General features: G+C 62.3%; 36 protein-coding genes and 1 tRNA gene. 17 read left to right on the forward strand and 20 right to left on the reverse strand.

Going from position 1 to position 26,880, the window contains the following annotated elements; translation table 11 throughout:
* Positions 1-46: 46 nt before the first annotated feature.
* From AB1N67_RS09160 to AB1N67_RS09185, 6 genes are all read left to right on the forward strand, one after another.
* On the forward strand, positions 47-1,597 hold the full coding sequence (locus tag AB1N67_RS09160; protein WP_253132463.1) for a sugar ABC transporter ATP-binding protein: 1,551 nt from the start codon (positions 47-49) through the stop codon (positions 1,595-1,597).
* Entirely contained in the window at positions 1,594-2,589 is a 996-nt protein-coding gene (locus AB1N67_RS09165) for an ABC transporter permease (RefSeq protein WP_367863688.1), read from the forward strand. The genes AB1N67_RS09160 and AB1N67_RS09165 overlap by 4 nt, the downstream gene beginning before the upstream one ends.
* A 4-nt stretch (positions 2,590-2,593) precedes the next feature.
* The gene (locus AB1N67_RS09170) at positions 2,594-3,616 is read left to right on the forward strand and encodes a LacI family DNA-binding transcriptional regulator (RefSeq protein ID WP_043214798.1); all 1,023 of its coding nucleotides are present in this window, start codon (positions 2,594-2,596) and stop codon (positions 3,614-3,616) included.
* Positions 3,617-3,625: 9 nt separating this feature from the next.
* Complete coding sequence (gene rbsK, locus AB1N67_RS09175) at positions 3,626-4,534, forward strand: ribokinase (protein ID WP_102081997.1); 909 nt, start codon at positions 3,626-3,628, stop codon at positions 4,532-4,534.
* Positions 4,531-4,929 carry a D-ribose pyranase gene (gene rbsD / locus AB1N67_RS09180; RefSeq protein ID WP_043214794.1) on the forward strand — a complete coding sequence of 133 codons (399 nt, stop codon included), beginning with the start codon at positions 4,531-4,533 and terminating at the stop codon, positions 4,927-4,929. Before rbsK ends, rbsD begins: the two co-directional genes overlap by 4 nt.
* A 113-nt stretch (positions 4,930-5,042) precedes the next feature.
* A complete protein-coding gene (locus AB1N67_RS09185) occupies positions 5,043-6,050 on the forward strand; it encodes a nucleoside hydrolase (protein WP_367863689.1) in 1,008 nt (335 codons plus the stop codon).
* Here AB1N67_RS09185 and AB1N67_RS09190 read toward each other — a convergent pair.
* Positions 6,022-6,234: a hypothetical protein gene (locus AB1N67_RS09190; protein WP_043214792.1), complete on the reverse strand. Its 213-nt coding sequence runs from the start codon at positions 6,232-6,234 to the stop codon at positions 6,022-6,024. The genes AB1N67_RS09185 and AB1N67_RS09190 overlap by 29 nt on opposite strands.
* A 272-nt stretch (positions 6,235-6,506) precedes the next feature.
* Here AB1N67_RS09190 and AB1N67_RS09195 point away from each other — a divergent pair, with 272 nt between their 5' ends.
* Positions 6,507-6,830, forward strand: coding sequence for an I78 family peptidase inhibitor (locus AB1N67_RS09195; protein ID WP_367863690.1), 324 nt, complete (start codon positions 6,507-6,509; stop codon positions 6,828-6,830).
* A gap of 75 nt (positions 6,831-6,905) precedes the next feature.
* On the opposite strand, the gene AB1N67_RS09200 is transcribed toward AB1N67_RS09195, so the two are convergent.
* Together AB1N67_RS09200 and AB1N67_RS09205 are read right to left on the reverse strand one after the other, a co-directional pair.
* Positions 6,906-7,118 carry a cold-shock protein gene (locus tag AB1N67_RS09200; RefSeq protein WP_070091905.1) on the reverse strand — a complete coding sequence of 71 codons (213 nt, stop codon included), beginning with the start codon at positions 7,116-7,118 and terminating at the stop codon, positions 6,906-6,908.
* Between the two features lie 161 nt (positions 7,119-7,279).
* Positions 7,280-7,582 (reverse strand): hypothetical protein, encoded by a 303-nt coding sequence (locus AB1N67_RS09205; RefSeq protein ID WP_043215857.1) that lies wholly within the window; start codon positions 7,580-7,582, stop codon positions 7,280-7,282.
* Positions 7,583-7,915: 333 nt separating this feature from the next.
* Here AB1N67_RS09205 and thrS point away from each other — a divergent pair, with 333 nt between their 5' ends.
* The 9 genes from thrS to AB1N67_RS09250 all read left to right on the forward strand — a co-directional run bounded on the left by thrS (position 7,916) and on the right by AB1N67_RS09250 (position 15,390).
* Positions 7,916-9,838, forward strand: coding sequence for a threonine--tRNA ligase (thrS, locus tag AB1N67_RS09210; protein ID WP_367863691.1), 1,923 nt, complete (start codon positions 7,916-7,918; stop codon positions 9,836-9,838).
* Entirely contained in the window at positions 9,838-10,389 is a 552-nt protein-coding gene (gene infC, locus AB1N67_RS09215; RefSeq protein WP_170831750.1) for a translation initiation factor IF-3, read from the forward strand. Before thrS ends, infC begins: the two co-directional genes overlap by 1 nt.
* 60 nt (positions 10,390-10,449) lie before the next feature.
* The gene (rpmI, locus tag AB1N67_RS09220; RefSeq protein WP_003250667.1) at positions 10,450-10,644 is read left to right on the forward strand and encodes a 50S ribosomal protein L35; all 195 of its coding nucleotides are present in this window, start codon (positions 10,450-10,452) and stop codon (positions 10,642-10,644) included.
* Positions 10,645-10,672: 28 nt separating this feature from the next.
* The gene (rplT, locus tag AB1N67_RS09225; protein WP_003250671.1) at positions 10,673-11,029 is read left to right on the forward strand and encodes a 50S ribosomal protein L20; all 357 of its coding nucleotides are present in this window, start codon (positions 10,673-10,675) and stop codon (positions 11,027-11,029) included.
* Positions 11,030-11,140: 111 nt separating this feature from the next.
* Positions 11,141-12,157, forward strand: coding sequence for a phenylalanine--tRNA ligase subunit alpha (gene pheS, locus AB1N67_RS09230; protein WP_043215859.1), 1,017 nt, complete (start codon positions 11,141-11,143; stop codon positions 12,155-12,157).
* A 31-nt stretch (positions 12,158-12,188) separates the two neighbouring features.
* Entirely contained in the window at positions 12,189-14,570 is a 2,382-nt protein-coding gene (gene pheT / locus AB1N67_RS09235) for a phenylalanine--tRNA ligase subunit beta (protein ID WP_367863692.1), read from the forward strand.
* A 3-nt stretch (positions 14,571-14,573) separates the two neighbouring features.
* Positions 14,574-14,876: an integration host factor subunit alpha gene (gene ihfA / locus AB1N67_RS09240; RefSeq protein ID WP_003250679.1), complete on the forward strand. Its 303-nt coding sequence runs from the start codon at positions 14,574-14,576 to the stop codon at positions 14,874-14,876.
* A complete protein-coding gene (locus tag AB1N67_RS09245) occupies positions 14,857-15,213 on the forward strand; it encodes a MerR family transcriptional regulator (protein WP_043213594.1) in 357 nt (118 codons plus the stop codon). The genes ihfA and AB1N67_RS09245 overlap by 20 nt, the downstream gene beginning before the upstream one ends.
* Before the next feature lie 100 nt (positions 15,214-15,313).
* Positions 15,314-15,390: transfer RNA gene (locus tag AB1N67_RS09250), tRNA-Pro, on the forward strand.
* Positions 15,391-15,469: 79 nt separating this feature from the next.
* Here the strand turns inward: AB1N67_RS09250 and AB1N67_RS09255 are convergent.
* Genes AB1N67_RS09255 through AB1N67_RS09290 form a run of 8 tightly spaced genes read right to left on the reverse strand, consistent with a single transcriptional unit; the run spans position 15,470 to position 18,911 of the window.
* Positions 15,470-16,633 carry a tyrosine-type recombinase/integrase gene (locus AB1N67_RS09255; RefSeq protein WP_241106813.1) on the reverse strand — a complete coding sequence of 388 codons (1,164 nt, stop codon included), beginning with the start codon at positions 16,631-16,633 and terminating at the stop codon, positions 15,470-15,472.
* Positions 16,519-16,923: a helix-turn-helix transcriptional regulator gene (locus AB1N67_RS09260; RefSeq protein WP_367863693.1), complete on the reverse strand. Its 405-nt coding sequence runs from the start codon at positions 16,921-16,923 to the stop codon at positions 16,519-16,521. Before AB1N67_RS09260 ends, AB1N67_RS09255 begins: the two co-directional genes overlap by 115 nt.
* 19 nt (positions 16,924-16,942) lie before the next feature.
* Positions 16,943-17,119, reverse strand: coding sequence for a hypothetical protein (locus AB1N67_RS09265; RefSeq protein ID WP_367863694.1), 177 nt, complete (start codon positions 17,117-17,119; stop codon positions 16,943-16,945).
* Between the two features lie 38 nt (positions 17,120-17,157).
* Entirely contained in the window at positions 17,158-17,475 is a 318-nt protein-coding gene (locus AB1N67_RS09270; protein WP_367863695.1) for a hypothetical protein, read from the reverse strand.
* Between the two features lie 54 nt (positions 17,476-17,529).
* Positions 17,530-17,853 (reverse strand): hypothetical protein, encoded by a 324-nt coding sequence (locus tag AB1N67_RS09275; RefSeq protein ID WP_367863696.1) that lies wholly within the window; start codon positions 17,851-17,853, stop codon positions 17,530-17,532.
* A 43-nt stretch (positions 17,854-17,896) separates the two neighbouring features.
* Positions 17,897-18,271 carry a hypothetical protein gene (locus tag AB1N67_RS09280; RefSeq protein WP_367863697.1) on the reverse strand — a complete coding sequence of 125 codons (375 nt, stop codon included), beginning with the start codon at positions 18,269-18,271 and terminating at the stop codon, positions 17,897-17,899.
* On the reverse strand, positions 18,268-18,537 hold the full coding sequence (locus AB1N67_RS09285; protein WP_367863698.1) for a hypothetical protein: 270 nt from the start codon (positions 18,535-18,537) through the stop codon (positions 18,268-18,270). Before AB1N67_RS09285 ends, AB1N67_RS09280 begins: the two co-directional genes overlap by 4 nt.
* On the reverse strand, positions 18,534-18,911 hold the full coding sequence (locus tag AB1N67_RS09290; protein ID WP_038409477.1) for an HNH endonuclease: 378 nt from the start codon (positions 18,909-18,911) through the stop codon (positions 18,534-18,536). The genes AB1N67_RS09285 and AB1N67_RS09290 overlap by 4 nt, the downstream gene beginning before the upstream one ends.
* 181 nt (positions 18,912-19,092) lie before the next feature.
* Between AB1N67_RS09290 and AB1N67_RS09295 the strand changes: the two genes are divergently transcribed.
* Positions 19,093-19,392, forward strand: a complete 300-nt coding sequence (locus tag AB1N67_RS09295; protein ID WP_367863699.1) for a hypothetical protein — start codon at positions 19,093-19,095, stop codon at positions 19,390-19,392.
* Positions 19,393-19,439: 47 nt separating this feature from the next.
* Here the strand turns inward: AB1N67_RS09295 and AB1N67_RS09300 are convergent, their stop codons facing one another.
* From AB1N67_RS09300 to AB1N67_RS09340, 9 genes are all read right to left on the reverse strand, one after another.
* Positions 19,440-19,973: a hypothetical protein gene (locus tag AB1N67_RS09300; protein WP_367863700.1), complete on the reverse strand. Its 534-nt coding sequence runs from the start codon at positions 19,971-19,973 to the stop codon at positions 19,440-19,442.
* 305 nt (positions 19,974-20,278) lie between these two features.
* Positions 20,279-21,202, reverse strand: coding sequence for a DNA cytosine methyltransferase (locus tag AB1N67_RS09305; RefSeq protein WP_367863701.1), 924 nt, complete (start codon positions 21,200-21,202; stop codon positions 20,279-20,281).
* Positions 21,203-21,267: 65 nt separating this feature from the next.
* Positions 21,268-21,873 carry a hypothetical protein gene (locus AB1N67_RS09310; RefSeq protein ID WP_367863702.1) on the reverse strand — a complete coding sequence of 202 codons (606 nt, stop codon included), beginning with the start codon at positions 21,871-21,873 and terminating at the stop codon, positions 21,268-21,270.
* A 14-nt stretch (positions 21,874-21,887) separates the two neighbouring features.
* Positions 21,888-22,439 carry a hypothetical protein gene (locus AB1N67_RS09315; protein ID WP_367863703.1) on the reverse strand — a complete coding sequence of 184 codons (552 nt, stop codon included), beginning with the start codon at positions 22,437-22,439 and terminating at the stop codon, positions 21,888-21,890.
* Positions 22,440-22,887: 448 nt separating this feature from the next.
* Positions 22,888-23,199, reverse strand: a complete 312-nt coding sequence (locus tag AB1N67_RS09320; RefSeq protein WP_367863704.1) for a hypothetical protein — start codon at positions 23,197-23,199, stop codon at positions 22,888-22,890.
* A gap of 248 nt (positions 23,200-23,447) precedes the next feature.
* Positions 23,448-23,960, reverse strand: coding sequence for a hypothetical protein (locus AB1N67_RS09325; protein ID WP_367863705.1), 513 nt, complete (start codon positions 23,958-23,960; stop codon positions 23,448-23,450).
* Positions 23,957-24,586 (reverse strand): lambda exonuclease family protein, encoded by a 630-nt coding sequence (locus AB1N67_RS09330; protein ID WP_367863706.1) that lies wholly within the window; start codon positions 24,584-24,586, stop codon positions 23,957-23,959. The genes AB1N67_RS09325 and AB1N67_RS09330 overlap by 4 nt, the downstream gene beginning before the upstream one ends.
* The gene (locus AB1N67_RS09335; protein WP_367863707.1) at positions 24,573-25,517 is read right to left on the reverse strand and encodes a recombinase RecT; all 945 of its coding nucleotides are present in this window, start codon (positions 25,515-25,517) and stop codon (positions 24,573-24,575) included. Before AB1N67_RS09335 ends, AB1N67_RS09330 begins: the two co-directional genes overlap by 14 nt.
* A gap of 7 nt (positions 25,518-25,524) precedes the next feature.
* The gene (locus AB1N67_RS09340; RefSeq protein ID WP_367863708.1) at positions 25,525-26,649 is read right to left on the reverse strand and encodes a hypothetical protein; all 1,125 of its coding nucleotides are present in this window, start codon (positions 26,647-26,649) and stop codon (positions 25,525-25,527) included.
* Positions 26,650-26,880: the final 231 nt, after the last annotated feature.

Here is a 26,880-nt window from a genome sequence, read left to right on the forward strand (position 1 = left end):
ACAGCCAATACAAGACCGCTGCGTTCCCTGGGGCGGGGTGTCTGCCATGAAAGAAGCGAATGAGGTCACCCTTGCCGTCAGCGGCCTGGGCAAGACTTACACCCAGCCGGTGCTCGGCGATGTGACGCTGGAGCTGCGCGCCGGCGAAGTGCTGGCGCTCACCGGCGAGAACGGCGCGGGCAAGAGCACGCTGTCCAAGCTGATCAGCGGCCTGGAAACGCCCACCACAGGGCAGATGCGTTATCGCGGCGAGCCCTACGCGCCCGGCAGTCGCAGCGCGGCCGAGCGCCTGGGCGTGCGCATGGTGATGCAGGAGCTCAACCTGCTGCCCACCCTGACCGTGGCCGAGAACCTGTTCCTCGACAACCTGCCCAGCCGCGCCGGTTGGATCAGTCAGAAACGCCTGCGCCAACTGGCTACCGCCGCCATGGCCCAGGTCGGCCTGGATGCCATCGACCCGGACACCCCGGTCGGCGAGTTGGGCATCGGCCATCAGCAGATGGTGGAGATCGCCCGCAACCTCATTGGCGATTGCCATGTGCTGATCTTCGACGAGCCCACGGCGATGCTCACCGCTCGCGAAGTGGAGCTGCTGTTCACTCAGATCGAACGCCTACGCCAGCGCGGCGTGGCCATCGTCTATATCTCCCATCGCCTGGAAGAGCTGCAGCGCGTGGCCCAGCGCATCGCCGTGCTGCGCGATGGCAAGTTGGTGTGCGTCGAGCCGATCCAGCGCTACAGCAGCGCCGAGCTGGTCAACCTCATGGTCGGTCGCGAGCTGGGCGAGCATATCGACCTCGGTCGTCGCGAGATCGGCCAGACGCTGCTCAAGGTCACCAAGCTCAGCCGTGGTGACAAGGTGCGCGAGGTGTCGTTCGAGGTCAGGGCAGGGGAGATCTTCGGTATTTCCGGCCTGATCGGCGCCGGACGCACCGAGCTGTTGCGCCTGATCTACGGCGCCGACCGCGCCGACAGCGGGCAGATCGAACTTGGCCAGCCCTTGCAGCCGGTCACCCTCGATTCGCCCAAGGCGGCGGTGCGCGCGGGCATCGCGTTGATCACCGAGGACCGCAAGGGCGAAGGCCTGCTGCTCACTCAATCGATCAGCGCCAATATTGCCCTGGGCAACCTGGGGGCGGTGTCCCGCGCGGGCATACTCGACGCCGAAGCCGAGCGCGCCCAGGCGCTGCGCCAGATCAATGCCATGCGCATCCGCAGCGCCAGCCCGGCCCAGGCCGTGGGCGAGCTCTCCGGCGGCAACCAGCAGAAAGTGGTGATCGGCCGTTGGCTGGAGCGCAATTGCCAGGTGCTGTTGTTCGACGAGCCGACCCGGGGCATCGATGTCGGCGCCAAGTTCGACATCTATGGCCTGCTGGCCGAGCTGGCGCGCCAGGGCAAGGCCTTGGTGGTGGTGTCCAGCGACCTGCGCGAGTTGATGCTGATCTGCGATCGCATCGCTGTGCTCTCGGCGGGCCGGCTGATCGACACCTTCGACCGCGAGCGCTGGAGCCAGGATCAACTGCTCGCCGCCGCCTTCGCCGGCTATCAGAAACGTGACGCACTGCTGCATGAAGCAGCTCCCAGGATGGACCCATGAAGACCACACCCCTCGACACCCCGGGCCGCGCCCCCGCGCGCCGCAGCGCCAATTACTTCGGCCTGGGTACTTACCTGGGCCTGGCTGGCGCCTTGCTGGCGATGATCGTGCTGTTCTCGTTCTTGAGCAGCCATTTCCTGTCCTACGCCACCTTCAGTACCCTGGCCAACCAGATCCCGGACCTCATGGTGTTGGCGGTGGGCATGACCTTCGTGCTGATCATCGGCGGCATCGACCTGTCGGTGGGCTCGGTGTTGGCCCTGGCCGCCTCGGCGGTCAGCGTGGCGATCCTGGGCTGGGGCTGGAGCCCGTTGCCTGCGGCGTTGCTGGGCATGGCCGTGGCGGCGCTGGCCGGCAGCGTCACCGGTGGCATCACCGTGGCCTGGCGCATCCCATCGTTCATCGTGTCCTTGGGCGTGCTGGAGATGGCCCGAGGCCTGGCTTACCAGTTCACCGACTCGCGCACCGCCTACATCGGCGATGCCTTCGCCTGGTTCTCCAACCCCATCGCCTTCGGTATTTCGCCAGCCTTCATCATCGCCTTGCTGGTCATCGTCGTCGCCCAGTTGGCGCTGACCCGCACGGTGTTCGGCCGCTACCTGATCGGCATCGGCACCAATGAGGAGGCCGTGCGCCTGGCAGGCATCGACCCGCGCCTCTACAAGGTGCTGGTGTTCGCCTTGATGGGGCTGCTCGCGGGCCTGGCCGCGCTGTTCCAGATCTCCCGCCTGGAAGCCGCCGACCCCAATGCCGGCGCTGGCCTGGAGCTGCAGGTCATCGCCGCCGTGGTCATCGGCGGCACCAGCCTGATGGGCGGGCGCGGCTCGGTCATCAGCACTTTCTTCGGTGTGCTGATCATCTCTGTGTTGGCCGCGGGGCTGGCGCAGATCGGTGCCTCCGAACCCACCAAACGCATCATCACCGGGGCGGTCATCGTGATCGCCGTGGTGCTCGACACTTACCGGAGCCGGCGCGCAGGCCGGCGGAACTGAACCCATGGCAACCATCAAAGACGTCGCGGCATTGGCAGGTATTTCCTATACCACCGTGTCCCATGTACTGAACAAGACCCGCCCGGTCAGCGAGCATGTGCGCCTGAAGGTCGAGGCGGCCATCGCCGAGCTCGACTATGTGCCCAGCGCCGTGGCCCGTTCGCTCAAGGCCCGCAGCACCGCCACCATCGGCCTGCTGGTGCCCAACAGCGTCAACCCGTACTTCGCCGAGTTGGCCCGGGGTATCGAGGACGGCTGCGAGCGCAATGGCTATTGCGTGATCCTCTGCAACTCCGACGACAACCCGCAAAAGCAGCGCAGCTACCTGCGGGTGTTGCTGGAAAAGCGCATCGACGGCCTGATCGTCGCCTCGGTCGGCCAGGACAGCGACCTGCTGGAAAGCCTGGCCTGCGTGCGCACGCCAATGGTCATCGTCGATCGCGCCCTGGATGGCATCGATGCCGACCTGGTACGCATCGACCACGAACAGGGCGGCTACCTCGCCACCCGGCACCTGCTGGACCTGGGCCACCGTGACATCGCCTGCATCGGCGGGCCGGCCGACTCAGGGCCTGCCCAGTTACGCCTGGCGGGCTACCGTCGGGCCATGGCCGAGCAGGGCGTGGCGGAGGGTGAAAATCGCATTCTGCACAGTGACTTCAGCAGCCCCGGTGGCTACGACGCCGCGGTGCACCTGCTCGACGGCCCGCGGCCCACGGCGATCTTCGCCGGCAACGACATGATCGGTTTTGGCGTGTTGCGTGCGGCGGCCGAGCGCAACATCCACGTGCCGGGCGAGTTGTCGGTGGTCGGCTTCGACGACATCGAGCTCAGCCGCTATGTGTATCCGCCGTTGACCACGGTCGGCCAGTCGATCCGCGAGCTGGGCGAAAGCGCCGCGCAGCTGCTGCTCTCGCGCATCGCCACCCCCCGCAGCGGCGGCGTGGAGCAGCGCATCGTCGCCCCGCGCATCGTGCTGCGTGAATCCACCGGGCCGCGCCCGGACCTGTTCAATGATTACCGCTAAGGAGTGACCATGAGCGCCAAGGTCGTGGTGGTCGGCAGTCTCAACATGGACTTGGTGGCCCGCACCCAGCGTTTGCCCCGGCCCGGCGAGACGCTGGCCGGCGACAGCTTCTTCACCGTGCCCGGCGGCAAGGGCGCCAACCAGGCGGTGGCCGTGGCTCGGCTTGGGGCCAGGGTGGCCATGGTCGGCAACGTGGGCGACGACGCCTATGGCCATCAACTGCGCAAGGCCCTGGAGCATGAGGGCATCGATTGCCAAGCGGTGGGCGTATGCCCAGGCGTCTCCAGCGGCGTGGCGCTGATCATGGTCGATGCCGCCAGCCAGAACTCCATCGTCATCATCCCCGGCGGCAACGGCCAGCTGACGCCGGCGTCCGTGCAGCGTTACGACGCTCTGTTGCAAGCGGCCGAGGTGATCATCTGCCAGCTGGAAGTGCCCATGACCACGGTGGCCTGGACGCTGGCCCGTGGGCGTGAACTGGGTAAGACAGTGATCCTCAACCCCGCGCCTGCCACCGGCCCGCTGCCGTCGGACTGGTTCGCCGATATCGATTACCTCACGCCCAACGAGAGCGAGGCCGAAGCCTTGACCGGGCTGCCGGTGACCGATATCGACAGTGCACGCCGCGCCGGTGAACGGCTGTTGCAGCTGGGCGCGGGCAAGGTGATCGTCACGCTGGGGGCGCAGGGTGCGTTGTTCCTCAGCCCTGCGGGTAGCCGGCATTTTCCCGCCCCGGTGGTCAAGCCCGTGGATACCACCGCGGCAGGGGATACCTTCATCGGCGGCTTCGCTGCCGGCCTGGTGCGCGGATTGGAGGAGGGCGAGGCCATCGCCTTCGGCCAGCGGGCCGCGGCGTTGTCGGTGACCCGCGTGGGCGCCCAGCCTTCGATTCCCTATTTGGCGGAGCTTGCGCCATGAAGAAGACCGGATTGTTGAACGTGGCGTTGTCCAGGGTGGTCGCCGGGCTGGGCCACGGTGACATCCTGGTGATCGGCGATGCCGGGCTGCCGGTGCCGCCGGGCGTAGAACTGATCGATCTGGCCGTGACCCCCGGTGTGCCGGATTTCGCCAGTGTGTTGCAGGCGGTGCTGGGAGAGATGCAAGTGGAGCGGCATGTGCTGGCCGAGCAGATGCTCGAGGTAGCGCCGCCAGCCTTGGCGCAGGTACAGGGGCTGCAAGGACAGCTGGGCGTGCGCGAGCTGCTGAGCCATCAAGCGTTCAAAGAGTTGTGCCGCCAGGCCAAGGCCGTGGTGCGAACCGGGGAGTGCAAACCCTACAGCAACATCGCGCTAGTGGCGGGTGTCACGTTCTGAGGTCAAGGCCCACTCGCGGGTAAACCCGGTCCTGCGCCGAACCCTGTGGGAGCGGGTTTACCCACGAAAGGCCGCAACGCGGCCCCACTATCGAAGGCAACAAGGAGTGCCCTATGTTCAAACACCTCCTCAAAGGAGTCGTCCTCATGTCAGCCGTGGTCACCACCTCCCTCCAGGCCGCTACGCGGGATGTGATCATCGACACCGACCCGGGTGCCGACGACGTCGTCGCGCTGCTGCTCGCCATGGCCTCGCCCGAGGACTTGAACATCCGCGCCATCACCACCGTGGCCGGCAACGTGCGTCTGGACAAGACCTCACGCAACGCTCGCCTCGCGCGGGAATGGGCTGGGCGCGAAGACATCCCGGTCTACGCCGGGGCAGGGCGCCCGCTGGTGCGCAAGCCGATCTACGCTGACGATATCCATGGTCGGGAGGGCCTGGAAGGGGTGAAGGTCCACGAGCCCAAACAGGGCCTGGCCCAGGGCAATGCCGTGCAGTACCTGGTCGATACGCTGTCCCACGCCGAGCCTCACAGCATCACCCTGGCCATGCTCGGTCCGCAGACCAACCTGGCCCTGGCGTTGATCCAGAAGCCCGAGATCGCCAAAGGCATCAAGGAAGTGGTGGTAATGGGTGGTGCTCACTTCAATGGCGGCAACATCACCCCGGTGGCCGAGTTCAACCTCTACGCCGACCCCCATGCTGCGCAGGTGGTGCTGGCCAGCGGCGTCAAGCTGACCTACGTGCCCCTGGACCTGACCCACAAGGTGATCACCAGTGAAGCGCGCTTCAAGCAGTTGGCAGCCATCAACAATCAGGCCAGCCAGCGTGTGGTGGATATCCTCGACGCCTACGTCAAGCACGACATGGACCTGTACGGGATGCCCGGAGGCCCGGTGCACGATGCCAGTGTCATCGCCTACCTGATCAAGCCCGAGCTGTTCAGCGGCAGGCGGGCCCACCTGGAGGTCGACAGCCGTGAAGGCCCGACCTTTGGCCAGACCGTCGTTGACTGGTACGCGGTGCTCAAGCGTCCGGCCAATGTGCTGTGGCTGAACGAGGGCGATGCCCAGGGCTTTTTCGACCTGCTCAGCGAGCGCTTGGCTCGATTGCAATAGCGGCGTGCGGGGCGTAGCGCTCGAACACCTGCTCGATGAAGCTGCGCGCTGCTTCGCTGCCGCGGTCGCGGACCAACAAGTCGATGGCGATCAGCAGCAGTTCTTCGGGGGTGCTGGGGCTGTAGGCGCTCTGGCCCTCGGCCCATTTGACCTTGATGTCGGCGTCGATGCTGTGGCTGCTCATGGGAGGCTCTCGTGGCAAGCCTGGGCTAAGGGTCGAACACCGGACCCTGGCGTTCGAAGGGAGGCGTGCTGCGCTCCGGTTGTTGCAGTAAATCATGCCTTTGCATTCGTCGCACGACCGCTGGCGAATAAACCGCCAGGCGTACGGCGCAAAATCCAGTCACGATTCCCTTTCGCCATCAGGGGCCGGTTCAGGCAGACTTGCCCGGTTTTGCAACAAAAGTTGAGCGGAGCTGTCGCATGAGACAGTTCCCATGATGATTAGGAGGATTCATGTTCCGTACCCGTGCTTACCTGGCGATCTTGCTGGCGGCTGCAGTCCTGGCAGGTTGCAGCACAGGCGGTTCTTCCAGCGGTGGCGACAAGGCCCCAGGCACCTCGGCCGATAACGGCGGTCGCTGCGAGGCCAGCGGTGCCGACTTCACCATCGGCAAACAGGCCACCCCGGCGCTGCTGGAGCAGGCACGCAAGGCCAGCGGTTCGCAACTGGCACGTATCCTCAAGCCCCACGATGTAATCACCCTGGAATACCGCTCCGAGCGGCTGAACCTGAACGTCGATGACAAAGGCGTGGTGACCCGCGTTAACTGCGGTTGAGGTTTCGCCTGCGACAAAAGCGAACACCCACAAAAAACCCGCCATGAAGGCGGGTTTTTTGTATTCGTATCCGAATTACTCCGGACGAACCTGCGCAGCCTGCATGCCCTTCTGACCGCGTTCGGCAACGAAGGAAACGGACTGGCCTTCTTTCAGGCTCTTGAAGCCGTCGGTTTCGATGGCCTTGAAGTGTACGAACAGGTCGTCGCCGCCGCCTGCTGGGGTGATGAAGCCGTAGCCTTTTTCATCATTGAACCATTTGACGGTGCCGTTTTGGCGATTGGACATGGGGTGAATCTCCAGAAACATGGTTTTTTTTCGAGGTGCGATGTTGCCGAGGCTACGCAGCACCGGCGACATCATAGTCTAATTCTGCGTATCTAGCGCCTGTTACCTTCGCAGGATACTGATCCACGGCAAATAATGCGTGCATCGCCCCGCAAAAAGGCTCAGCTCTTAGGTGCGCAGGCCTGACGTACCACGGTTTGCGCCCGCTGCATCAGCTTGGCGTCGACACCGTCCTTGCTGTCCAGGTCTTCGATTTCCGCCTTGGTGAAGTTCTTCTCGATCGCATCAGCGCCGCACTTGCAGTGCTGGTCCGCCGTTTTCGCATCGACACCTTGAGCCGACGCCACCTGGACGCACTGCTCCATGTAGGCGCCTTTCTTGCCGGCAGGCCACTCGGCATGTGCCGCCAGGGGCAGCAGCAGGGCGCTGGCGGCGGTCAGGGCCAGAAGAGACTGAAGTCGCATAACCACACACTCCTTGGGTTGGATCTCATCAAGAGTAGGATGCTTCAGAAACTCTGAGGTGGAATTTTCCGAACAAGTTCACCCAGACGGCTTAATTTCCAAATATTTCTGCCTGCCGCCCAAGCCGCGTGCTAGCATGCTCGGCTTGCAGCTGCACCCTGGCAGCTGTTTTCCATTTTTCTTTCCAGTCACTCTGGTTCGTCCCTGGTTGGCCGAAAGGCTCCTGCCACTGTGAGGCAGGCTTTCCCGCGGGAAAGGCAGGTCGGATCTTGTACTGGCTCATCCCAACCCATGTGACCTTTGGTAGGGGTCACCACTAGGAGAGGAGGCGCCATGCCCGTAATTACTCTTCCCGATGGCAGTCAACGTACGTTCGACAAGGCCGTCACCGTTGCCGAAGTCGCCGCCTCCATTGGCGCAGGCCTCGCCAAGGCCACGCTGGCCGGCAAGGTCGATGGCAAGCTGGTCGACGCCTGCGACCTGATCGAGAACGACGCCACGCTGCAGATCATCACCCCTAAAGATGAAGAGGGACTGGAGATCATCCGTCACTCGTGCGCCCACTTGGTCGGCCACGCAGTGAAACAGCTGTACCCGACCGCCAAGATGGTGATCGGCCCGGTGATCGACGAAGGCTTCTACTACGACATCGCCTACGAGCGCCCCTTCACCCCAGAAGACATGGCCGCCATCGAACAGCGCATGCAACAGCTGATCGACAAGGACTACGACGTCATCAAGAAGATGGCCCCGCGCGCCGAAGTCATCGACGTGTTCAAGAGCCGTGGCGAAGACTACAAGCTGCGCCTGGTCGAGGACATGCCGGACGAACAGGCCATGGGCCTGTACTACCACGAAGAATATGTCGACATGTGCCGTGGCCCGCACGTGCCGAACACCCGTTTCCTCAAGGCCTTCAAGCTGACCAAGCTGTCTGGCGCCTACTGGCGCGGCGATGCCAAGAACGAGCAGCTGCAGCGCGTGTACGGCACCGCCTGGGCTGACAAGAAGCAACTGGCTGCCTACATCCAGCGCATCGAAGAAGCCGAAAAGCGCGACCACCGCAAGATCGGCAAGCAGCTGGATCTCTTCCACCTGCAGGAAGAAGCCCCGGGCATGGTCTTCTGGCACCCGGCCGGTTGGACCGTCTATCAGGTGCTCGAGCAGTACATGCGCGGCGTGCAGCGCGAAAACGGCTACCTGGAGATCAAGACTCCGCAGGTCGTCGACCGCATCCTCTGGGAGCGTTCCGGCCACTGGTCCAACTACGCCGAGAACATGTTCACCACTTCGTCGGAAAGTCGCGATTTCGCGGTAAAACCGATGAACTGCCCGTGCCACGTACAGGTGTTCAACCAAGGCCTGAAGTCCTACCGTGACCTGCCGCTGCGCCTGGCCGAGTTCGGTGCCTGCCACCGTAACGAGCCGTCCGGCGCCCTGCACGGCATCATGCGTGTGCGTGGCTTCACCCAGGACGACGCCCACATCTTCTGCACCGAAGATCAGGTGAAGAAAGAAGCGGCCGACTTCATCAAGCTCACCCTGGATGTCTACAAGGACTTCGGTTTCACCGACATCGCCATGAAGCTCTCGACCCGTCCCGCCAAGCGTGTGGGCTCCGAAGAGCTGTGGGACCGCGCCGAAGGCGCCCTGGCCGATGCGCTGAACGAGTCGGGCCTGGAGTGGGAATACCAGCCGGGCGAGGGCGCTTTCTACGGTCCGAAGATCGAATTCACCCTGCGTGACTGCCTGGGCCGTAACTGGCAGTGCGGCACCCTGCAGTACGATCCGAACCTGCCGGAGCGTCTGGATGCTAGCTATATCGCCGAAGATAACAACCGTAAGCGCCCAGTCATGCTGCACCGTGCGATCCTCGGTTCCTTCGAGCGTTTCATCGGCATGCTGATCGAGCACTACGCGGGCGTATTCCCGGCGTGGCTGGCCCCGACCCAGGCGGTGATCATGAACATCACCGACAAGCAGGCCGATTTCGCACTCGAAGTGGAAAAATCCCTCAATGGGGCTGGTTTCCGTGCCAAGTCTGACTTGAGAAATGAGAAGATCGGCTTTAAAATCCGCGAGCATACTTTGCTCAAGGTCCCATACCTTCTGGTTATAGGGGACCGCGAAGTCGAAACGCAGACCGTTGCAGTGCGTACCCGTGATGGCAAAGACCTGGGCTCCATGCCCGTCTCCCAATTCACCCAACTGCTCGCTGACGCCGTGGCTCAGCGCGGTCGCCTAGAATCGGAGTAATGACTATTAAGCGTGAAATGAGAAACGATAAACGAACTGCACCGAAAGCCCCGATCAACGAGAATATCTCGGCACGCGAGGTTCGGTTAATTGGCGCTGACGGCGAGCAGATTGGCATCGTCTCGATTGATGAAGCGCTGCGTATCGCTGATGAAGCGAAGCTGGATCTGGTGGAGATCTCTGCAGACGCGCAACCGCCTGTCTGCAAGGTCATGGACTACGGCAAGCACCTCTTCGAAAAGAAGAAGCAGGCCAACGAAGCCAAGAAAAACCAGAAGCAGATCCAGATCAAAGAAATCAAGTTTCGTCCAGGGACGGAAGAAGGGGATTACCAGGTAAAACTACGCAACCTGGTACGTTTCCTTAGCGATGGGGACAAGGCCAAGATCTCTCTGAGATTCCGCGGCCGTGAGATGGCCCACCAGGAGCTGGGCATGGAGCTGTTGAAGCGGGTCGAAGCTGACCTCGCCGAATACGGCACCGTTGAGCAGCATCCGAAGATGGAAGGACGCCAGCTTATGATGGTCATCGCCCCCAAAAAGAAGAAGTAATCTCCCGGGCACGGCAGGCCTGATGATTATGTGTAATTTTATCGAATGCGGAGTTCCAACATGCCAAAAATGAAAACCAAGAGCGGTGCTGCGAAGCGTTTCCTGAAAACCGCTTCCGGCTTCAAGCACAAGCACGCTTTCAAGAGCCACATCCTGACCAAAATGTCGACCAAGCGTAAGCGTCAACTGCGCGGTGCCAGCCTGCTGCACCCGTCTGACGTGGCAAAAGTCGAGCGCATGCTGCGCGTACGTTAATTCTGGTCAACGATAGAGGAAGTTACTCATGGCTCGTGTAAAGCGTGGCGTCATCGCTCGTAAGCGTCACAAGAAAATTCTGAAACTGGCTAAAGGCTACTACGGTGCACGCTCGCGCGTATTCCGCGTTGCCAAGCAGGCTGTCATCAAGGCTGGCCAATACGCCTACCGTGACCGTCGCCAGAAGAAGCGTCAGTTCCGCGCTCTGTGGATCGCTCGTATCAACGCCGGTGCCCGCACCAACGGTCTGTCCTACAGCCGTCTGATCGCTGGCCTGAAGAAAGCGTCGATCGAAATCGACCGCAAGGTTCTGGCCGACCTGGCAGTGAACGAAAAAGCGGCGTTTGCTGCGATTGTCGAGAAAGCTAAAGCCGTCCTGGCTTAAGTACCCACGACAATCATCCGGCGGCGCTTTGCGTCGTCGGGTGTAAAACGTCATCGATAGGGGAAGAGCCTTCAAAAGCTCTTCCCCTATTTTCGTATCTGGAGTCTGTACATGGAAAACCTGGACGCGCTGGTTGCCCAAGCCCTCGAGGCCGTGGAACGCGCTGAAGACATCACTACCCTGGAACAGATCCGGGTCCAATACCTCGGCAAGAAAGGCGAGCTGACCCAGGTGATGAAGACCCTGGGCAACCTGCCAGCCGAAGAGCGCCCGAAAGTCGGCGCGCTGATCAACGACGCCAAAGAGCGCGTCACCGACGTGCTCAACGCACGCAAGGCTGCCTTCGAAGAAGCCGAGCTCAACGCTCGCCTGGCCGCCGAATGCATCGACGTGACCCTGCCAGGCCGTGGCCAGACCACCGGCGGGCTGCACCCGATCACCCGTACCCTCGAGCGCATCGAGCAGTTCTTCACCCACATCGGCTACGGCATCGCCGAAGGCCCTGAGGTCGAAGACGACTACCACAACTTCGAAGCGCTCAACATCCCCGGCCACCATCCGGCCCGGGCGATGCACGACACCTTCTACTTCAATGCCAACATGCTGCTGCGCACCCACACTTCGCCTGTGCAGGTGCGGACCATGGAGTCCAGCCAGCCGCCGATCCGCATTGTCTGCCCGGGCCGCGTCTATCGCTGCGATTCGGACATTACCCACTCGCCGATGTTCCACCAGGTCGAAGGCCTGCTGGTCGATCGCGGCATCAACTTCGCCGACCTCAAGGGCACCATCGAAGAGTTCCTGCGCGTGTTCTTCGAAAAAGAGCTGGCGGTACGCTTCCGTCCGTCGTTCTTCCCCTTCACCGAGCCTTCGGCTGAAGTCGACATCCAGTGCGTGATGTGCTCCGGCAATGGCTGCCGCGTGTGCAAGCAGACCGGCTGGCTCGAAGTCATGGGGTGCGGCATGGTCCACCCGAACGTGCTGCGCATGTCCGGCATCGACCCGGAAGAGTTCCAGGGCTTCGCCTTCGGCATGGGCGCCGAGCGCCTGGCCATGCTGCGCTATGGCGTCAACGATTTGCGTCTGTTCTTCGACAACGACCTGCGGTTCCTCGCCCAATTCCGCTAGGCCCAATCGACGCACTTTCTAGGAGAACAGCATGAAATTCAGTGAACAGTGGCTGCGCGGTTGGGTAAACCCGCAAGTCTCCCGTGACGAACTGGTCGCCCGCCTGTCCATGGCCGGCCTTGAAGTCGACAGCGTGACCCCCGCTGCCGGCCAGTTCAGCGGCATCGTGGTGGGCGAGATCCTCGCCACCGAACAACACCCGGACGCCGACAAGCTGCGCGTGTGCCAGGTGAGCAACGGCCAGGAAACCTTCCAGGTCGTCTGCGGCGCTCCGAACGCGCGCCCAGGCATCAAGATCCCGTTCGCCATGATCGGCGCCGAACTGCCGGGCGACTTCAAGATCAAGAAGGCCAAGCTGCGCGGCGTCGAGTCCTTCGGCATGCTGTGCTCGGCCGCCGAGCTGCAGATCAGCGAAGAGAACGACGGCCTGCTGGAACTGGCGGCTGACGCCCCGGTCGGCGAAGACATTCGCCAGTACCTGAACCTGGACGACGCCAGCATCGAAATCGGCCTGACCCCGAACCGCGGCGACTGCCTGTCCATCGCAGGCCTGGCCCGCGACGTCAGCGCCCTGTACGACGTGCCGGTCACCCGTCCTCAAGTGCCAGCCGTTGCCCCGGCCCACGACGAAGTGCGCCCGGTTGAAGTCTGCGCGCCGGCGGCCTGCCCACGGTACCTGGGCCGCGTCATCCGCAACGTCGACCTGAGCAAGCCGACCCCGCTGTGGATGGTCGAGCGCCTGCGCCGTAGCGACGTGCGCAGCATCGACGCCGCTGTCGACATCACCAACTACGTGATGCTCGAACTCGGCCAGCCGATGCACGCCTTCGACCTCGCCGAAATCAACGGCGGCATCCGCGTACGCATGGCCGAGGAGGGCGAGAAGCTCGTCCTGCTGGACGGCCAGGAAGTCGCCCTGCGTGCCGACACCTTGGTCATCGCCGACCACACCCGCGCCCTGGCCATCGCCGGCGTCATGGGTGGCGAACACAGCGGCGTGAATACCGAGAAGACCCGCGATCTGTTCTTGGAAAGCGCCTTCTTCGAGCCGATTTCCGTCGCAGGCAAGGCCCGTTCCTACGGTCTGCACACCGATGCCTCGCACCGCTACGAGCGCGGCGTCGATTCGCAACTGGCCCGTGAAGCCATGGAGCGCGCCACTGCCCTGGTCCTCGAAATCGTCGGCGGCGAAGCCGGCCCCATCGTCGAGGCCGTGAGCGAGCAGCACCTGCCGAAGGTCGCGCCAGTCACCCTGCGTGCCGAGCGTATCAACCAGATGCTTGGCATGGACATGGACGCTGCCCAGGTCGAGCAACTGCTCAACGCCCTGGAGCTGAAAACCAGCGCTGATGGGGCAGGGCAGTGGACTGTCGAAGTCCCAAGCCACCGCTTCGACATCAGCCTCGAAGTCGACCTGATCGAAGAGCTGGCCCGCCTGTACGGCTACAACAACCTGCCGGTCCGCTACCCGCAAGCCCGCCTGGCTCCGCAGACCCGCCCGGAAGCCCGTGGCGAGCTGCCGACCCTGCGCCGCCTGCTGGTCGCCCGCGGCTATCAGGAAGCCATCACCTACAGCTTCATCGACCCGAAACTGTTCGAGCTGTTCACCCCGGGCGTCGAGCCGCTGCTGCTGGCTAACCCTATCTCCAGCGACATGGCCGCCATGCGCGCGTCCCTGTGGCCGGGCCTGGTCAAGGCGCTGCAGCACAACCTCAACCGCCAGCAGGACCGCGTACGCCTGTTCGAAAGCGGCCTGCGCTTCGTCGGCCAGCTGGGCGACCTCAAGCAGCAGCCGATGATCGCCGGCGTCGCCACGGGCAGCCGCCTGCCGGAAGGCTGGGCGAACGGCCGTGACAGCCTCGACTTCTTCGACGTGAAAGCCGACGTGGAAGCCCTGCTGGGCTACTCGGGCGCCCTGGACGACTTCACGTTCGTCGCCGGCAAGCACCCAGCCCTGCACCCTGGCCAGACCGCCCGCATCGAGCGCGACCGCAAGGAAGTCGGCTACATCGGCGCTATCCACCCAGAGCTCGCCAAGACCCTGGGCCTGGAGCGTCCGGTGTTCGTCTTCGAGCTGGTACTGGGTGAGGTGGTCGAAGGCCGCCTGCCGAAATTCAGCGAACTGTCCAAGTTCCCAGAAGTGAGGCGTGACCTGGCTTTGATCGCAGGACGTGATGTTGCTTCTAGCTCCGTGCTTGAAGTAATTCGTGACAATGCGGGCGAATGGCTCACAGACCTAAGGCTGTTTGACGTCTACCAGGGTAAAGGCATTGATCCTGATAGAAAAAGCCTGGCCGTCGGCTTGACCTGGCAGCATCCATCGCGCACTCTTAACGACGATGAGGTGAACACTACCCTGCAAAACATCCTCACCTCGCTTGAACAAAGGTTGAACACCACGTTAAGGAAATAGCGTATGGGTGCTCTGACGAAAGCTGAGATGGCCGAAAGGCTGTACGAGGAGCTGGGGCTCAACAAGAGAGAGGCCAAGGAGCTGGTCGAGCTGTTTTTCGAAGAAATTCGGCACGCACTTGAAGAGAACGAGCAGGTCAAGCTGTCCGGTTTCGGCAACTTCGACCTTCGCGACAAACGTCAGCGGCCGGGCCGCAACCCCAAGACAGGGGAAGAGATCCCGATCACCGCTCGCCGCGTCGTCACCTTTCGTCCAGGGCAGAAACTGAAAGCCCGGGTTGAGGCCTATGCTGGAACCAAGCCATAACGACGAGCTGCCCCCCATTCCGGGCAAGCGCTACTTCACCATCGGTGAGGTCAGTGAGCTCTGTGCGGTAAAACCGCACGTGCTGCGTTATTGGGAACAGGAGTTCCCGCAACTCAACCCGGTCAAGCGCCGCGGCAACCGACGGTATTACCAGCGCCAAGACGTGCTGATGATCCGCCAGATCCGCGCGCTGCTGTATGACCAGGGCTTCACCATCGGCGGGGCGCGACTGCGCCTCTCCAGTGACGAGGCCAAGGATGACACTACCCAGTACAAGCAACTGATCCGGCAGATGATTGCCGAGTTGGAGGATGTGTTGGTGGTGTTGAAGAAGTGAACCGAACCCGATGAATGGAAAGTTTTTTGAAAAAAAGCTTCCATTATTCAAAAGGTTAGGGTAGATTCTTCACCGTTCTCAGCAATATCGAGAATGATGTCGGGGCGTAGCGCAGCCCGGTAGCGCACTTGCATGGGGTGCAAGGGGTCGAGTGTTCGAATCACTCCGTCCCGACCAATAATCCCAAGGACTTAGGCCATTTCCGAAAGGGGTGGCCTTTTTCCTTTGCGTGACTTTTGCGTGACTTCTCAGGTTTTTACGCCTGCCTCCTCTTCAGAATTGTCAGCACCGGCCCACGCGAGTCCGTCGCTGAAACTTTGTTTGCCGCCTCTATCAACTGTCCCAGCTCCGCGCCAGAATAGTGGCTGGTCACGCTGCCGTTCTTGTGGCCAAGTAGCGACTTCCGATCTTCCTCTGTTACACCAGCTGCTTTCAGGCGCCTGCCGAAAGTGTGCTTCAAGTCGTGAACCCTGATCGAAGCGAACCCTGGGTGCGCCGGCCGCAAGTGTTGCTCCTGCCAGAGCTTTGCCGCGCGTACCCTCGCTTTCTTCCAGGCCGAGTCGTTCATCCTGTGCATGCCGGTGCCGTTGTATGGGAAAACCCATTCCCGACTGATACCGCGCTGCCCGTCTATGATCGACTTGGCCACGCTGTTCAGGACCACCAGGCGCTCATCTCGGTTCTTCACGCCTGAGTTCTCGTGCCGGCCGCCGAAGTCGGCAGGTATCAAGAAAACGCTGGTGCCTAGCTCGGGCACCGAGATCTCCCAATCCCACCTCAGTTTGCAGACTTCCTGCTCTCGGCAGCCTGTGTTCACCTTGAACAGGGCCATGCGCTGCAGATGGTCCGGCAACTCCCCGAAGAGAATCGACTGCTCATCCCAAGACATCGGATAGGGCTTTCGACTGGATCTCTTCTCTTCCAGCTTGGCCAGCAGCGGAATGCTGTCGAGCCAGGGCCTGCGCTCTTCATCCCGCCACTTCCGGCAAGCCAGCGACAGAACGCGAATCACCCGCTCGATCGCGATGTTCACCGTCCGGTTGCTGACCGCCTTCCTCACCTTCCCATTCGGCAAATCTTCATCCGTCTGCCGGTCCCGAATGAATGGGGCCAGTGCCTGGTCGTCGATGTGCGTCAGGGGCAGGTCGCCCAGGTATGGATCAAGTTGCTGTAGGCACAGGGCAGTCAGTTTGATTGACGGCTGATCCTTGTGCTCGAGCAGGTACCTGGTAGCCGCCTCACGGAACGTCCGAACCTGCCGAACACCATACACTTTGCGTTGGCGGATCTGCTCCAGGCGGTGGATCAGGTACTTTTCTGCTTCCGCCCGGTCACAAGTTCCAGTGCTTTCGTAAAGTCTCTCGCCGTTGATCCTCTTGTCGATGTGCCAGATGCCGTTCCTTTGGGAAAGGCCTGTGATTGTCTTTCGCGCCATCCCTTATCTCCTGATGGGCGCTCGCTGCCGGATGATTGTCGTCCCTGAGCGCCTTCTTTCGCAATTGCCATGGCCTGGATGTAGTCGTTCACCCAGGCGTCCAGTTCTTCTCGGTCAAAGCCGATGCCGCGCTCCCCGATTGGGAACTCGCTCACATGCGGTCTGACGGTCTTGTTGAATTCCGATCGGCACATGCCGAGGTAATGGGGTGCATCGCCAGCGCGGATGATGCGCGGCTGAATGCGGGCGGCCGGTGCCGCACTGGCGTTTGCCATTTGGTTCTCCTGCGGCCGATCAGGCCAAGAAGTGGTGCCCGACCTTCGCCGCGCGGGCGGCTTCCTCGGTGCGGAACATGAGCTGGGTTTTGCTGGTTCTCCCCCAGCTGTCGTACTCGACATCGACCCACCAGTGGCCGAACTTGCGGTACGGCTCGCCGAGGATCTTCGTGACGTAGCAGTCGATCAGGTTCATGGATGGTCTCCACGCCGCCGGTGGCGGCAGGTTGGTGGTCAGGCCGTAGCCTTGGCGATGGTCTGCTCGAAGCGCGCTGCCAGGTTGGCGTTGACCTCAGCCTTGGCCAGGCTGTCGGCGGTGCCTTTGGCGCGGTGAAGGGTCTCGTATGCTCGCAGCTGTGCAGCAGCGTCGATCAGGTCATCCAGCAGCAGAGGAGAGGCCGCGATCAGCTTTGCATTTGCCATCTGATGCATTCCCCCATCTACCTGGCAGATGAAGTACTCGCCGTCACCAACGACGATGCTGAGTTTCCCGGGGTCTGCTTCATGGCCTTTTTCGTCGATGATCCAAGGGCCTGGCTTGTGTTTCGTCATGGCGTAGCTCTCCATGCCCGCGCATGTCGGCGGGCTTGAGTAGTAGGGGGAGGGTTAGGCGGCTTTCTTTAGCTTTGGCGGGCTCGGCGGATAGCCGAAGTGCACTCGGCTGCGTCCGGTGTAGCCGCACTCACGGCAGCCGGCTGGTGGGTGGGCGTTGTAGCCATAGCTGCAGCTTGAGCAGTCGCAGCTGCAGCCTGAGCAATCCACAGAGCAGACGCCCAGCACCTCGACTTCGCCTTCGCGGGTGATGGCGTAGTTGTGGCGGCGGTCCAAACGGAAGCCGGTGATCTTCTCGGCCTCCTCGTAGGTAGCCGGTACCACGCGGAAGCCCCACTTGGCGGCGGTGTCGTCGACTGTGCGGGTTATCTTTCTCATCGCGGCCCCCTGTAGATCAGGTAGGCCATGTAGGCGAGGGCGATCATGGCTGCACCTGCTGTGTGTTGCATAGCACGACTTCGTCGTCATCCAAAGCCTGCACAGGGCCAAGACTGGCCAGGGCTTCGAGCGCAGCGGCGCGGTTTGCCTCGAGAGCCCGTCGCTCGGCCGCCATCCAAATGGTCAGGCCAGTTCCGCTTCCTCCGGTTCCACCATAGCTGGAGACTGATTCGGCCTCTTCTTTGGCCGATTCCAGATAATCATGCGTTCGGCAGTGCGGGCACAGGTAGGTGCAGTCTTGAGGGTCGTAGCCCTCACCAGTACCTGCATCGAATAGGTAACCGCCTGGCCTGCATTCCCAGTCGCCTATTGAGTAGCCGCACGCGACCTCGACGGCAGCATCATTGATTTCGCTCACAGCTGATACCTCTCATCAATCCAGCGCCCAGGCGCCATAGCGGGTGTAGGTTCGGGTTGTGTTTCGTGCGGGGAGAGCTGGCGCTCGTTGCCGGCCTGCAGCTGGCTGTCGGGGATGCAGCTGATTCCGCCCTTGTAGATGTTCTCGCTGTAAATCCAGCAGGTTACGGAACGCTTCTGATCTCGGATCACCTCAACGTTCCAGGTCAATTGTTCTGCGCTGGCGCCGGTGGCCAGCAGCAGGAGGCAGAGGGCGAGGCGGGTCATGGCTGCTGCACCTTTTCGAAGTGGAAGACGACCTCGGCCCCTGTCTCGGCGATCAAGCCGTAGGCCTTGGCCAGGCGGTAGATGGGGTGGTACTGGTTGAGGCTGTTGACGTGTCCTGCCAGCCAGCGGCGCCAGTCCTCAAGCTGCATGCGGTGCTTGCTCAGGTTGCAGGGCACGCAGGCCGGCATCATGTTGGCCAGGTTGTGGTTGGCTGGCCGGAGGGCCGGGACCGTCTTCGCCGCTTCGCCAGTGTTGCGGACGACTGGCTCGAAATGGTCGGCGTGCCAGCGCTCGCCCAAGGCGTTGCCGCAGTAGGCGCAGCGGCCGCCGTATTTCAGGCGGATCTGCTCACGCTCAGCTTTCTTCAGGCGCACGGGTGCTCCTTGGCCGCCATATCGCGGCAGTAAGTTGTACAAGTGGTTGGGTTCGGTACAAGAAAATCGGCCGGTGGTCCGATTCAGTTCTCAAGCTGCGATACCGAGATTGCGTCTCGCCTCGCTTTGGCTATGGTGAGAGTTCACCCGTGGCATACAACTAAAATCGTAGGAGGCCGACATGAGGATTCGCGGTGAAGTTTTCTGGGAGTGGGCTGATCCAACGCTTCACCACCGAACTCATAACGAAGAACTCGAGGATGGAACGGTCATTGATGTTCAGGTGCGCCTGTCGCGAACGGGTAACACGCAGATGTTCATTGGGGTATATGCCGCGAGTGGCATGGCCCTTCACGAAGAGGCTTTCGATTCCCGACCTGGCGAGTCAATGACCAGGGCGCTGGCCTGGGGAGTGGGGCGGGCTCGCCGGATCGCCACCGATACCCAGCCGAAATTCGATAAAGTCGCCTGCTCGAAATAGAGGGGACAGGGGCTACAGCTGAGAGGAGTACTTTTGTACTCCAGCTGTCAGGAAGGCTTGTCCTCCAGGACTGCGCGGGCAACGGCGCCATCTTCGATGAAGTCCGGTTCGTCGCCGCACCAAAGTATGTTCAATGGCTCGCCGCTCACTGTGTCCCATTTCCCACTCTCGAAGTGGTAATGCTCGCGGTCGGCATAGAACTTCAATGCAGCGCGCAGCCGCTCAACCTCGCCAGGATCTGCGTGGGTGTAGAGCTGCCCCAGCTTGGCGATTTCGTCGAGGCAGGCGTTCCATCCCTTATCACCATCATGAAGGAATGACGGGTCGAGGTGGTGCACCTTGCGCGCAGGCAGCGCCACCGGCTCGCCCTGGTGCTGAGGGGCGCGTAGCGCTCGGATAGCGCTGAGGATGATGGCCTTGTTCCCAATCGGCGTGCCACTCCAGTCGCAAGCTTCAAGCGCTGCCGCTACCTGATCTGGTCGTTGCTCGCGGCCAAGCATGGTGCGGATCTGCGTCATCGCTGCGCCGGCGGCTTCAATTTGCTGGAGTTCGGTGTTGCTGGATCGGTTTTCTGTGGGCATGGGGATACCTCGCGCCTATGCTCATGGCTTCGGTGGAGGGGAGCCATGGCGATATCAGTTGACTCAAAGGGACGGCCGATTGACCAGGTGTGTAGGTACTGCAAAGGCCTATTCACATCGAAGTCGTTGAAGAAGCACCTTGAGAAATGCATGGGGCCAGAAGGCAAGCGTGTGTGCGAGCTGACTGGAGCGGCGCGCGCCCGGCGCATCAAGATCCTCTTCGAAGGACCGCAGAAGAAGAAAAAGCGCCGCAGTGTCTACACGGTCGGCGGTGGGGCTTTTGGTCTCGGCAAGAGCCGAAAACACTAGGCAGCTTTCAGCAGGGCCTCGATGACTCGCTGGCCTGCCAGTGGTGGTACCGCGTTGCCGGCCATGTGCATGGTCAGTCGGTGGTTGTCCGGGCGCAGGGTGTCAGCAGGGAACGACATCGCGGCCAAGGCCTCGTCGGCGCTGAGCATTCGCATTCGGTCACCGTCGACCAGGGCCCAGCGGTCCAAGGTGGTGATGGTGCCGATCGGCCGGTTGATGTCGCGGCCGGTGGTACCGGAGCCCTTGCCGTAGTAAGGCATGATGAAGCGGTCGCCGAAGCGCTGGCGGCCGTTGCGCACCCGGTCGAGCGTGGCCTGGGCCCGGCCAGGCTTCTCGATCTGCGACCAGCGCCCGGCGTTGAAGTCGAGGAAACTGGCGGCCGGCACATGCCGCTCGCGCGGTAGCTGCAGCATTAGCGGCGCTTTGCTGCGCGTCAGCACCATGAACAGGCGCACCCGGTGCTGTGGCACGCCCAGGTCGGCGCAGTCCACGATGTGCGGTGCTGCCTGATACCCCAGCGCCTGGATGGCTTGCAGCCAAGCCGGGTAGAGCACCCAGTCGGTGAACTCCGGTACGTTCTCGATAATTGCTGCTTGCGGCCGGTGGAACTCAAGGGCCGCTACCGGCGCCCAGGCCGTCGAGCGTGAGGCGTCATGCTCAGGGTTGCCCGACTTCTTGCCTCGGGCTTTGGCGTGGCCCTGGCAGCAGGGCGAAGCCAGCAGGATGTCGTGTGCCGGAACCTGCTCCCAGCGGGCCTGGTGCAGGTCCTGGCAGACGTGCTGTGTTTCAGGGTGGTTGGCGCTGTGCCATTCAACGGCCACGGGCCAGTGGTTTGCCGCCCAGAGAACCTGGACGCCTGCGGCGCGCGCGCCGGTGCTCCATCCGCCGAGGCCGGCGAACAGGTCGATTGCTGTTGTCATGTGTTCCTCGCCGGGTCGGCGTTATCGTTGAATAGGGGAAGGCGCTGGCGGCCAGAGCGGGAGGGTCAGGCGGAGTAGAGGCGATCGAAGTCGTTGAGCGGCATCTTGGGCTTGGCGCGGAACTCCTTGAGTGCCGCCTTGTAGCTCGCTTTGGCTTCCTTCATCGTCGGAGCCCACTCGCCGGCAACCTCAAGCGTCTCGTAGGGCGACCACTGAACGAAGCTGTAATGGCGCCGGTACTGGCGGTACACGCTCCCACGGGGGTATCGGACCATCCGGTATTCGCGATCTCGCCACTCGCCGCGCTGCTGATAGAGCGGTAGGTTGATGCCGAGGAAATGAGCGAAGCCGTCATAGCACTCGCACTCGTCCAAGTACTCGTCGAACCTGGTTCGCTTGGCCGGTGGAGGGGGCGGTGGCAGCTTGTCCAGGGCGAACTGTTTGCCCTCTTCCGTGGCGCTATACACCACCTCGTCCTGAGAGCAGAAGGCCGGTGGCTTGCCGCAAGTCATCAAGCCGGCAGTCACCAGCACATCCAGGTTGTTCGCGTCGTCGTAGCCAGGGCTGGTCAGGAAGTAGTTACGGCTGATACTGCGGCGGTCAGAGCGCTCGGCGACCAGGCCCAAGGTGTGCCAGAGCAGGTTGAGCTGCTTCTCGGTGGCTTCGATCATGACTTCCTCCTTGGTTAGGCCGCCTTGCGAGCGTTGAGTACACGCTGGCGTGCCGCCTCGTACTCACTGCTGACAATCTCAACCAGGCCGTCGACATCGCCGTCAGCCGCCTTGCTGCCCAGGTTCAGGTACACGGTATCGCCATAGGTGAAGCACACCCCTCCACTGAGCCAGATGCCGCCGCGCTCGACGCCGATAGCCTCCCACATTTCGTCCCGGTCGATATCGTCCGGGCAATGTGCTTTCCAGAGGTCTTCTAGGCGCTGGTGCTCAGCTTTTTCGGCAGCACGCACCTCTTTGTCCGTGCCCTTGGCATGCTTGGGCGCCCTGCGCAGAGAGCGATATCCGTATTCATCAGGCCGGCACCAGTGCACATCCAGGTCGCGGCTGGCGCTCAGCTTGATGCCGCCGACGTAGTTGCGGGAGCCGCTGTACATCGGCGATGCATCGGCGCCGAAGGCTTGGCCCAGCTTCTCGCGCTGGGCATTCCAGGCCGCTTTCTTCTCGTCCCAGGCGCGCACAGCGGCCAGGACTTTCGGCGATTCGGTCTTGTAGAAGTAGCTCATGGCTTTCTCCATGCATGCGCCGCCCTCCGTGCTGATGGCGGCATGGTGGCAATTTAGGATTGTTTGGTGTTAAATCACCGAGTCGGAGAGGGGCCCTCTCCCCTCATAATCCGGCACGAAGGCATCTGCATTGCAGGTGCCTTTTTTGTTTGTGCTCACCGAGGCAGGGCGAGATTGGCCTAGTGGCAATTTGGTTTGGGTTGGGGTATTACGGGTGACCGGCATGGGGCCGGACACAAGGAGTGAAAATGGCCTTTCCAAACAGCTGCTGTGGAAAATCAATGGAGTCCTATGACTCTAGCGATGATCTTGGAAGCTTTGAGGTGCTAGCTGGGCGGGATGCAATCGGTGAAAAGTTACGGCTCAAATGCCGAGTTTGCAAAGATGAATGGAGCAGGGAATACAGCCGTAGCGGTGATCGTTTCTGGCTCAAGACCAAGGAAGTCGGTCAGCCGTCTTGAGTCAGTTTGAGTGACTCTCGCTGGTAGGCCAATTCAAGTCTTCGCGCCACAGATGGTGACACCGTGATTTCGTGGCGCGGAGGTGTCAGCAGCGGCAGCGCGCCGCTTGGGCCCAGCCCGTGCAGGTGATGAATCATCAGCGTCATCGCCTCGCCCTGTTCCTCGATCCCGGCCCATTCCATCAGTTCCAGCAGGGCCTGCTTAGTCCCTGGTCGAACCTTCAAGCGCAGGTCTTCTTCCTGTAGGCGCTCGGCCTTCTCGCGCCGGCGCCGGTCGCGCTCTTGCGGTGACATCGCCATACGGCACCTCCATGATTCCGCTGGGCGGGATGTGTATGTGCAGCTGGCGGCGACGCTGCTGCGTGAGTTTCTGGATGCGTCTCATGGGTGGCACACCTCAATGGGCGTTTTTTTCGTCGTGCCAGACGGCATGACCACCAGTAGACGCTTGTTTCCTCGGTATACGCCCCAAGGCTGACCAGTGGACCTGGCCATGGCCGCCGCGTACTTCACGGCTGGCACAGGCTGAGACATGGTGGCGATCATGCCTACCCCCGATTCCGCTGTAGCGGGAAATCAATGCCAAACTCATCCAGGATCCGCACGAGCCGACAGTTGCCAATACCCAGCTCAACCGTGGTCCGGCATCTGGACTTGCCAGCATCACGCAGGGCAATGATCTTGTCGGCCAGGTCGCGATCCTCCTGGCTCGGTTCGGAATTTACCTTCGCCGGTCTGGCTGACTTAGGCGGGTTGAAGAATCTGAATCCTCCCCGCGCCGCTACGCCCCATAGAGCGGTCTTGGCTTCGCCCAGGAGCTCTGCGACCTCACCACAGGTCATGGTCTTGGCGAGCTCTTCGATCTTGGCTGTGCGGGCCTTGGCGCGGCTTTTGCGCTCGCCGCCGCGCTCCTGCTTGATTGGCTTGGCCCGCTTTGGCTTTGGTTCGGGGTGCTTGCGCTGCCGAAATGGCACGTATTCGAAGCCCTCCAGCACAACCAGCTGACCGCCAGATGCGAAGAAGGCCGCTTTTGCGGCCTCCAGATCGATTGATTGGTTCATGCTGCCTCCTTCATTCGCTCGCGCATCTCCTTTTCCAGGTCGCTGAGCTCTTCCAGAAACGCCTTGATCTCTGACTCCATCTCGCGGATGCGCTTGAAGTCGCGCTCAAAGCGGTGGCAAACGTACTGAAGCGGTTCTGGCAAGCGGTCGTCGTAGCTGACGAAGTCTGCCCAGGCCCTGCCGGTGCAGGCCATCTGGGCCAGCATTTGCCACTCGTACTGCGGGTCGTGACGCTCAGATTGCATGGTGGCGATGTGGGTCGCAGTGTTTGGGCACTTGATCTCCAGCACGCCATCGTCGCCTACCAAACCATCCGGTGACGCACCAAAGCCAGCAATTGTCGGATGCATGACCAGGCCGGTTTCGACCACCATCAGGCCTTTGTCGGCCTCGTAGGCCATACAGGCAAACGGTTCAAGCTCGACGCCGCGCTGCACGGCAGCATTGCGGGAAAGGTCGGCGCCGCCAGACTGGCCGGTGAGGCGCTCGCACAGAAGCTCCATCATGTAGTTTTTCCGGGTGGCAGATGGTGCGCCGCCCCGGCCGCTGGCCATCACATCCTTCACTCGACTCGCGGTGACGCAGCCAAGGCGTGCTGCGAACCATTCAGCGCTACGCTGCTCCATCTAACACCTCCTCAGATTCGCCCTCGATGGGCGCCGCCTCTGCCTTGATGGCGTCGGCGCGCTTGGTGACCTCGGCCTTAAAGCGGGCGTGGCCGGTCGCATCCTTCGCCTGTTTCATGGCCGCGGTTCCCTGCTGGTACACATCGGTCAGCGCTTCCAGGCTGCCGGCCTTCTGTGCCAAGGCGATCCAGTTGTTCACCATCTCCGGGTCAGTGGGTGCCGATCCGGTCACGCTGGCCAGCCCCTCACCGCCATCCGTGTTCAAGTGGTGAATCGCCTGCTCCAGTCGCTCAGTCTTCGGCCAGTACTTGTAACCGCGTTTCACCACGGTCTTCTTAGCCATCTCGCCCGGGTCGGTGACCCACGGGCAGGATTTGTTCTTGCTGACCCAGGCTTTCCAGGCGCTTGACCTGTCTCGGATGGCGTTCACATCCTCGATGCTCATCGTTTCGGTCAGGTAATCGCCGTCGGCGGTCTTGACCACCACGTACACGCCGATCACCTCGCCGCGATCCTTTGCGAACGGGTTGTAGGAATGGGTCGGCGGCTTGTCGAAGCCGTTCAGGCTGAAAGCGTCGGCGGCGTAGACCAGTTCAGCCTGGGCCCAGCGTATGGCGCCGGTCGACATGGCCAGGTCCATCAAGCCGATGTAGCTGATGTCCAAGCAGATGCGGCCGTCTCGCGGGACCAAGTACGCCTGCTTCTTGGCCGGGTTCAAGCTGATACCGATGGCGGCGATGTTGGTGATCGCATTGGCCACCGACTGCCGGTTCTGCATGGCGACCTTGGTGGCGTACTCGCTCGAGGTGATCACCTGGATGGCGAATTCGGCCTCGCGCTCGAAGTTCAGCGAACGGTCAGTCAGCACGTTGGCGAACTGATTCCGCTGCGCGTAAATGTCCTGCGAGATGATGGCTACTGCTTGGTTCATGGCGACCTCAGTAGGAAATGGCGATGTTCGGGATCTTGCGCTGTGCGATCAGGGTGATCGCCTGCTTGGCGCACTCTTCGGTCATGCCGCCAGCCACAAAGGCGTCCAGGGCGGCACGGTTGATGGCTCGGCGGTGAGCTTCGTCTCGTTCGCGAGCTTCCTGCTGGCGCACGATCTCGGCTGCTGCTGCATCGGCCCGGCGCCGTTCCTCCTGTCGAGCCTGCTCGGCAGCTTCTTCAGCCCGCCGGACGGCAGCCTGGCGCTCTTGCTCAGCACGCTGCTCGGCGGCAACACGGTCGGCCTCGGCCTGAAGCCTGGCGCGCTCGGCTTGCTCGGCCTGCAACTTGAGCTGGAGGCGCTGGTTTTCAGCTTCGCGCTCTTGCGCAGCGGCCTGGTCAAGTAGTTCCTGCTCTCGGCGGGCTGCGGCTTCGCGTTCTGCTTGCTGCTGCTGGGCCACGCGCTGGCGCTCGGCTTCAACCGCAGCCTCTTGTGCCAGCCTGATGCGGTCTTGCTCGGCGCGCTCTTCTGCTTCGCGGCGCAGGCGGGCAAGTTCGGCTTGCTCGGCGTCGTACTTCTGCCGGGCAGCCAGCGCTGCCTGTAGGGCGTTCATTGACGACTCTTTGGCCCGGGCGGCCTCAGCCTCGAATTCCTCCCAAGCTTCGCCCAATTGGAATGCTGACAGCTCGGTGATTCGTGCCTGCAGCTGCTCGGCATCCAGCAAGCCCAGCTCGGTGCCCAGGTCCTTCATGTGGTTGATGGCGTCGTTGTGGCGATCAATGCGGGCGTCCTCGGCGGCCTCCCATTCGGTGAGCGGCCGGCGCGTCTCGTCCCGCAGCGCGTCCATCGTGGTCACGAACTCGCGCAGCTCAGCCTCGACCACCTTCGGCATTTCCTTCAGCCGGCGCAGGTAGTCGCGGCCAGGCTTCTCGACGGCGGTCTTCGACTTGCTGACCTTGGCGGCCAGGCTGGCAATGCGTTCGCGGCCCTTGCGGGTGGTCAGGTCGGGCACTTCGCCTTCGACCTCGGCCTTCACCAGGTCGATGAATTGCTTCAGGCCGCCGGCCACGTAGATGGCCGGGGCGTTCGCCTCGCTGATCTCTTCGATCGCGATCAGTTTCTGTTCTGCGGACATTAGAAAACCTCGCGCCAGGCCGGCGCCGTCAGTTGAAAGGGGAGAATCGCCAGGTCACCCAGGCACGGAGGTACGCTCCAGGCCCTGGCTGCGGTGGATGGGTTGCGCGCTCTCGCCGCTTACGCTCCCGAAGGGGTACGGTTATCCCGAAGGCCCGCCGTGCTCGGGTGCGTGTGATTCAGGAAGTGATGGAGCCAGCCCAGGCGCTCGCAAGCATCCAGGCGGTGCAGA

It is taken from the genome of Pseudomonas guariconensis (assembly GCF_040822035.1).
GTDB classification, from domain to species: Bacteria; Pseudomonadota; Gammaproteobacteria; order Pseudomonadales; family Pseudomonadaceae; genus Aquipseudomonas; species Aquipseudomonas guariconensis.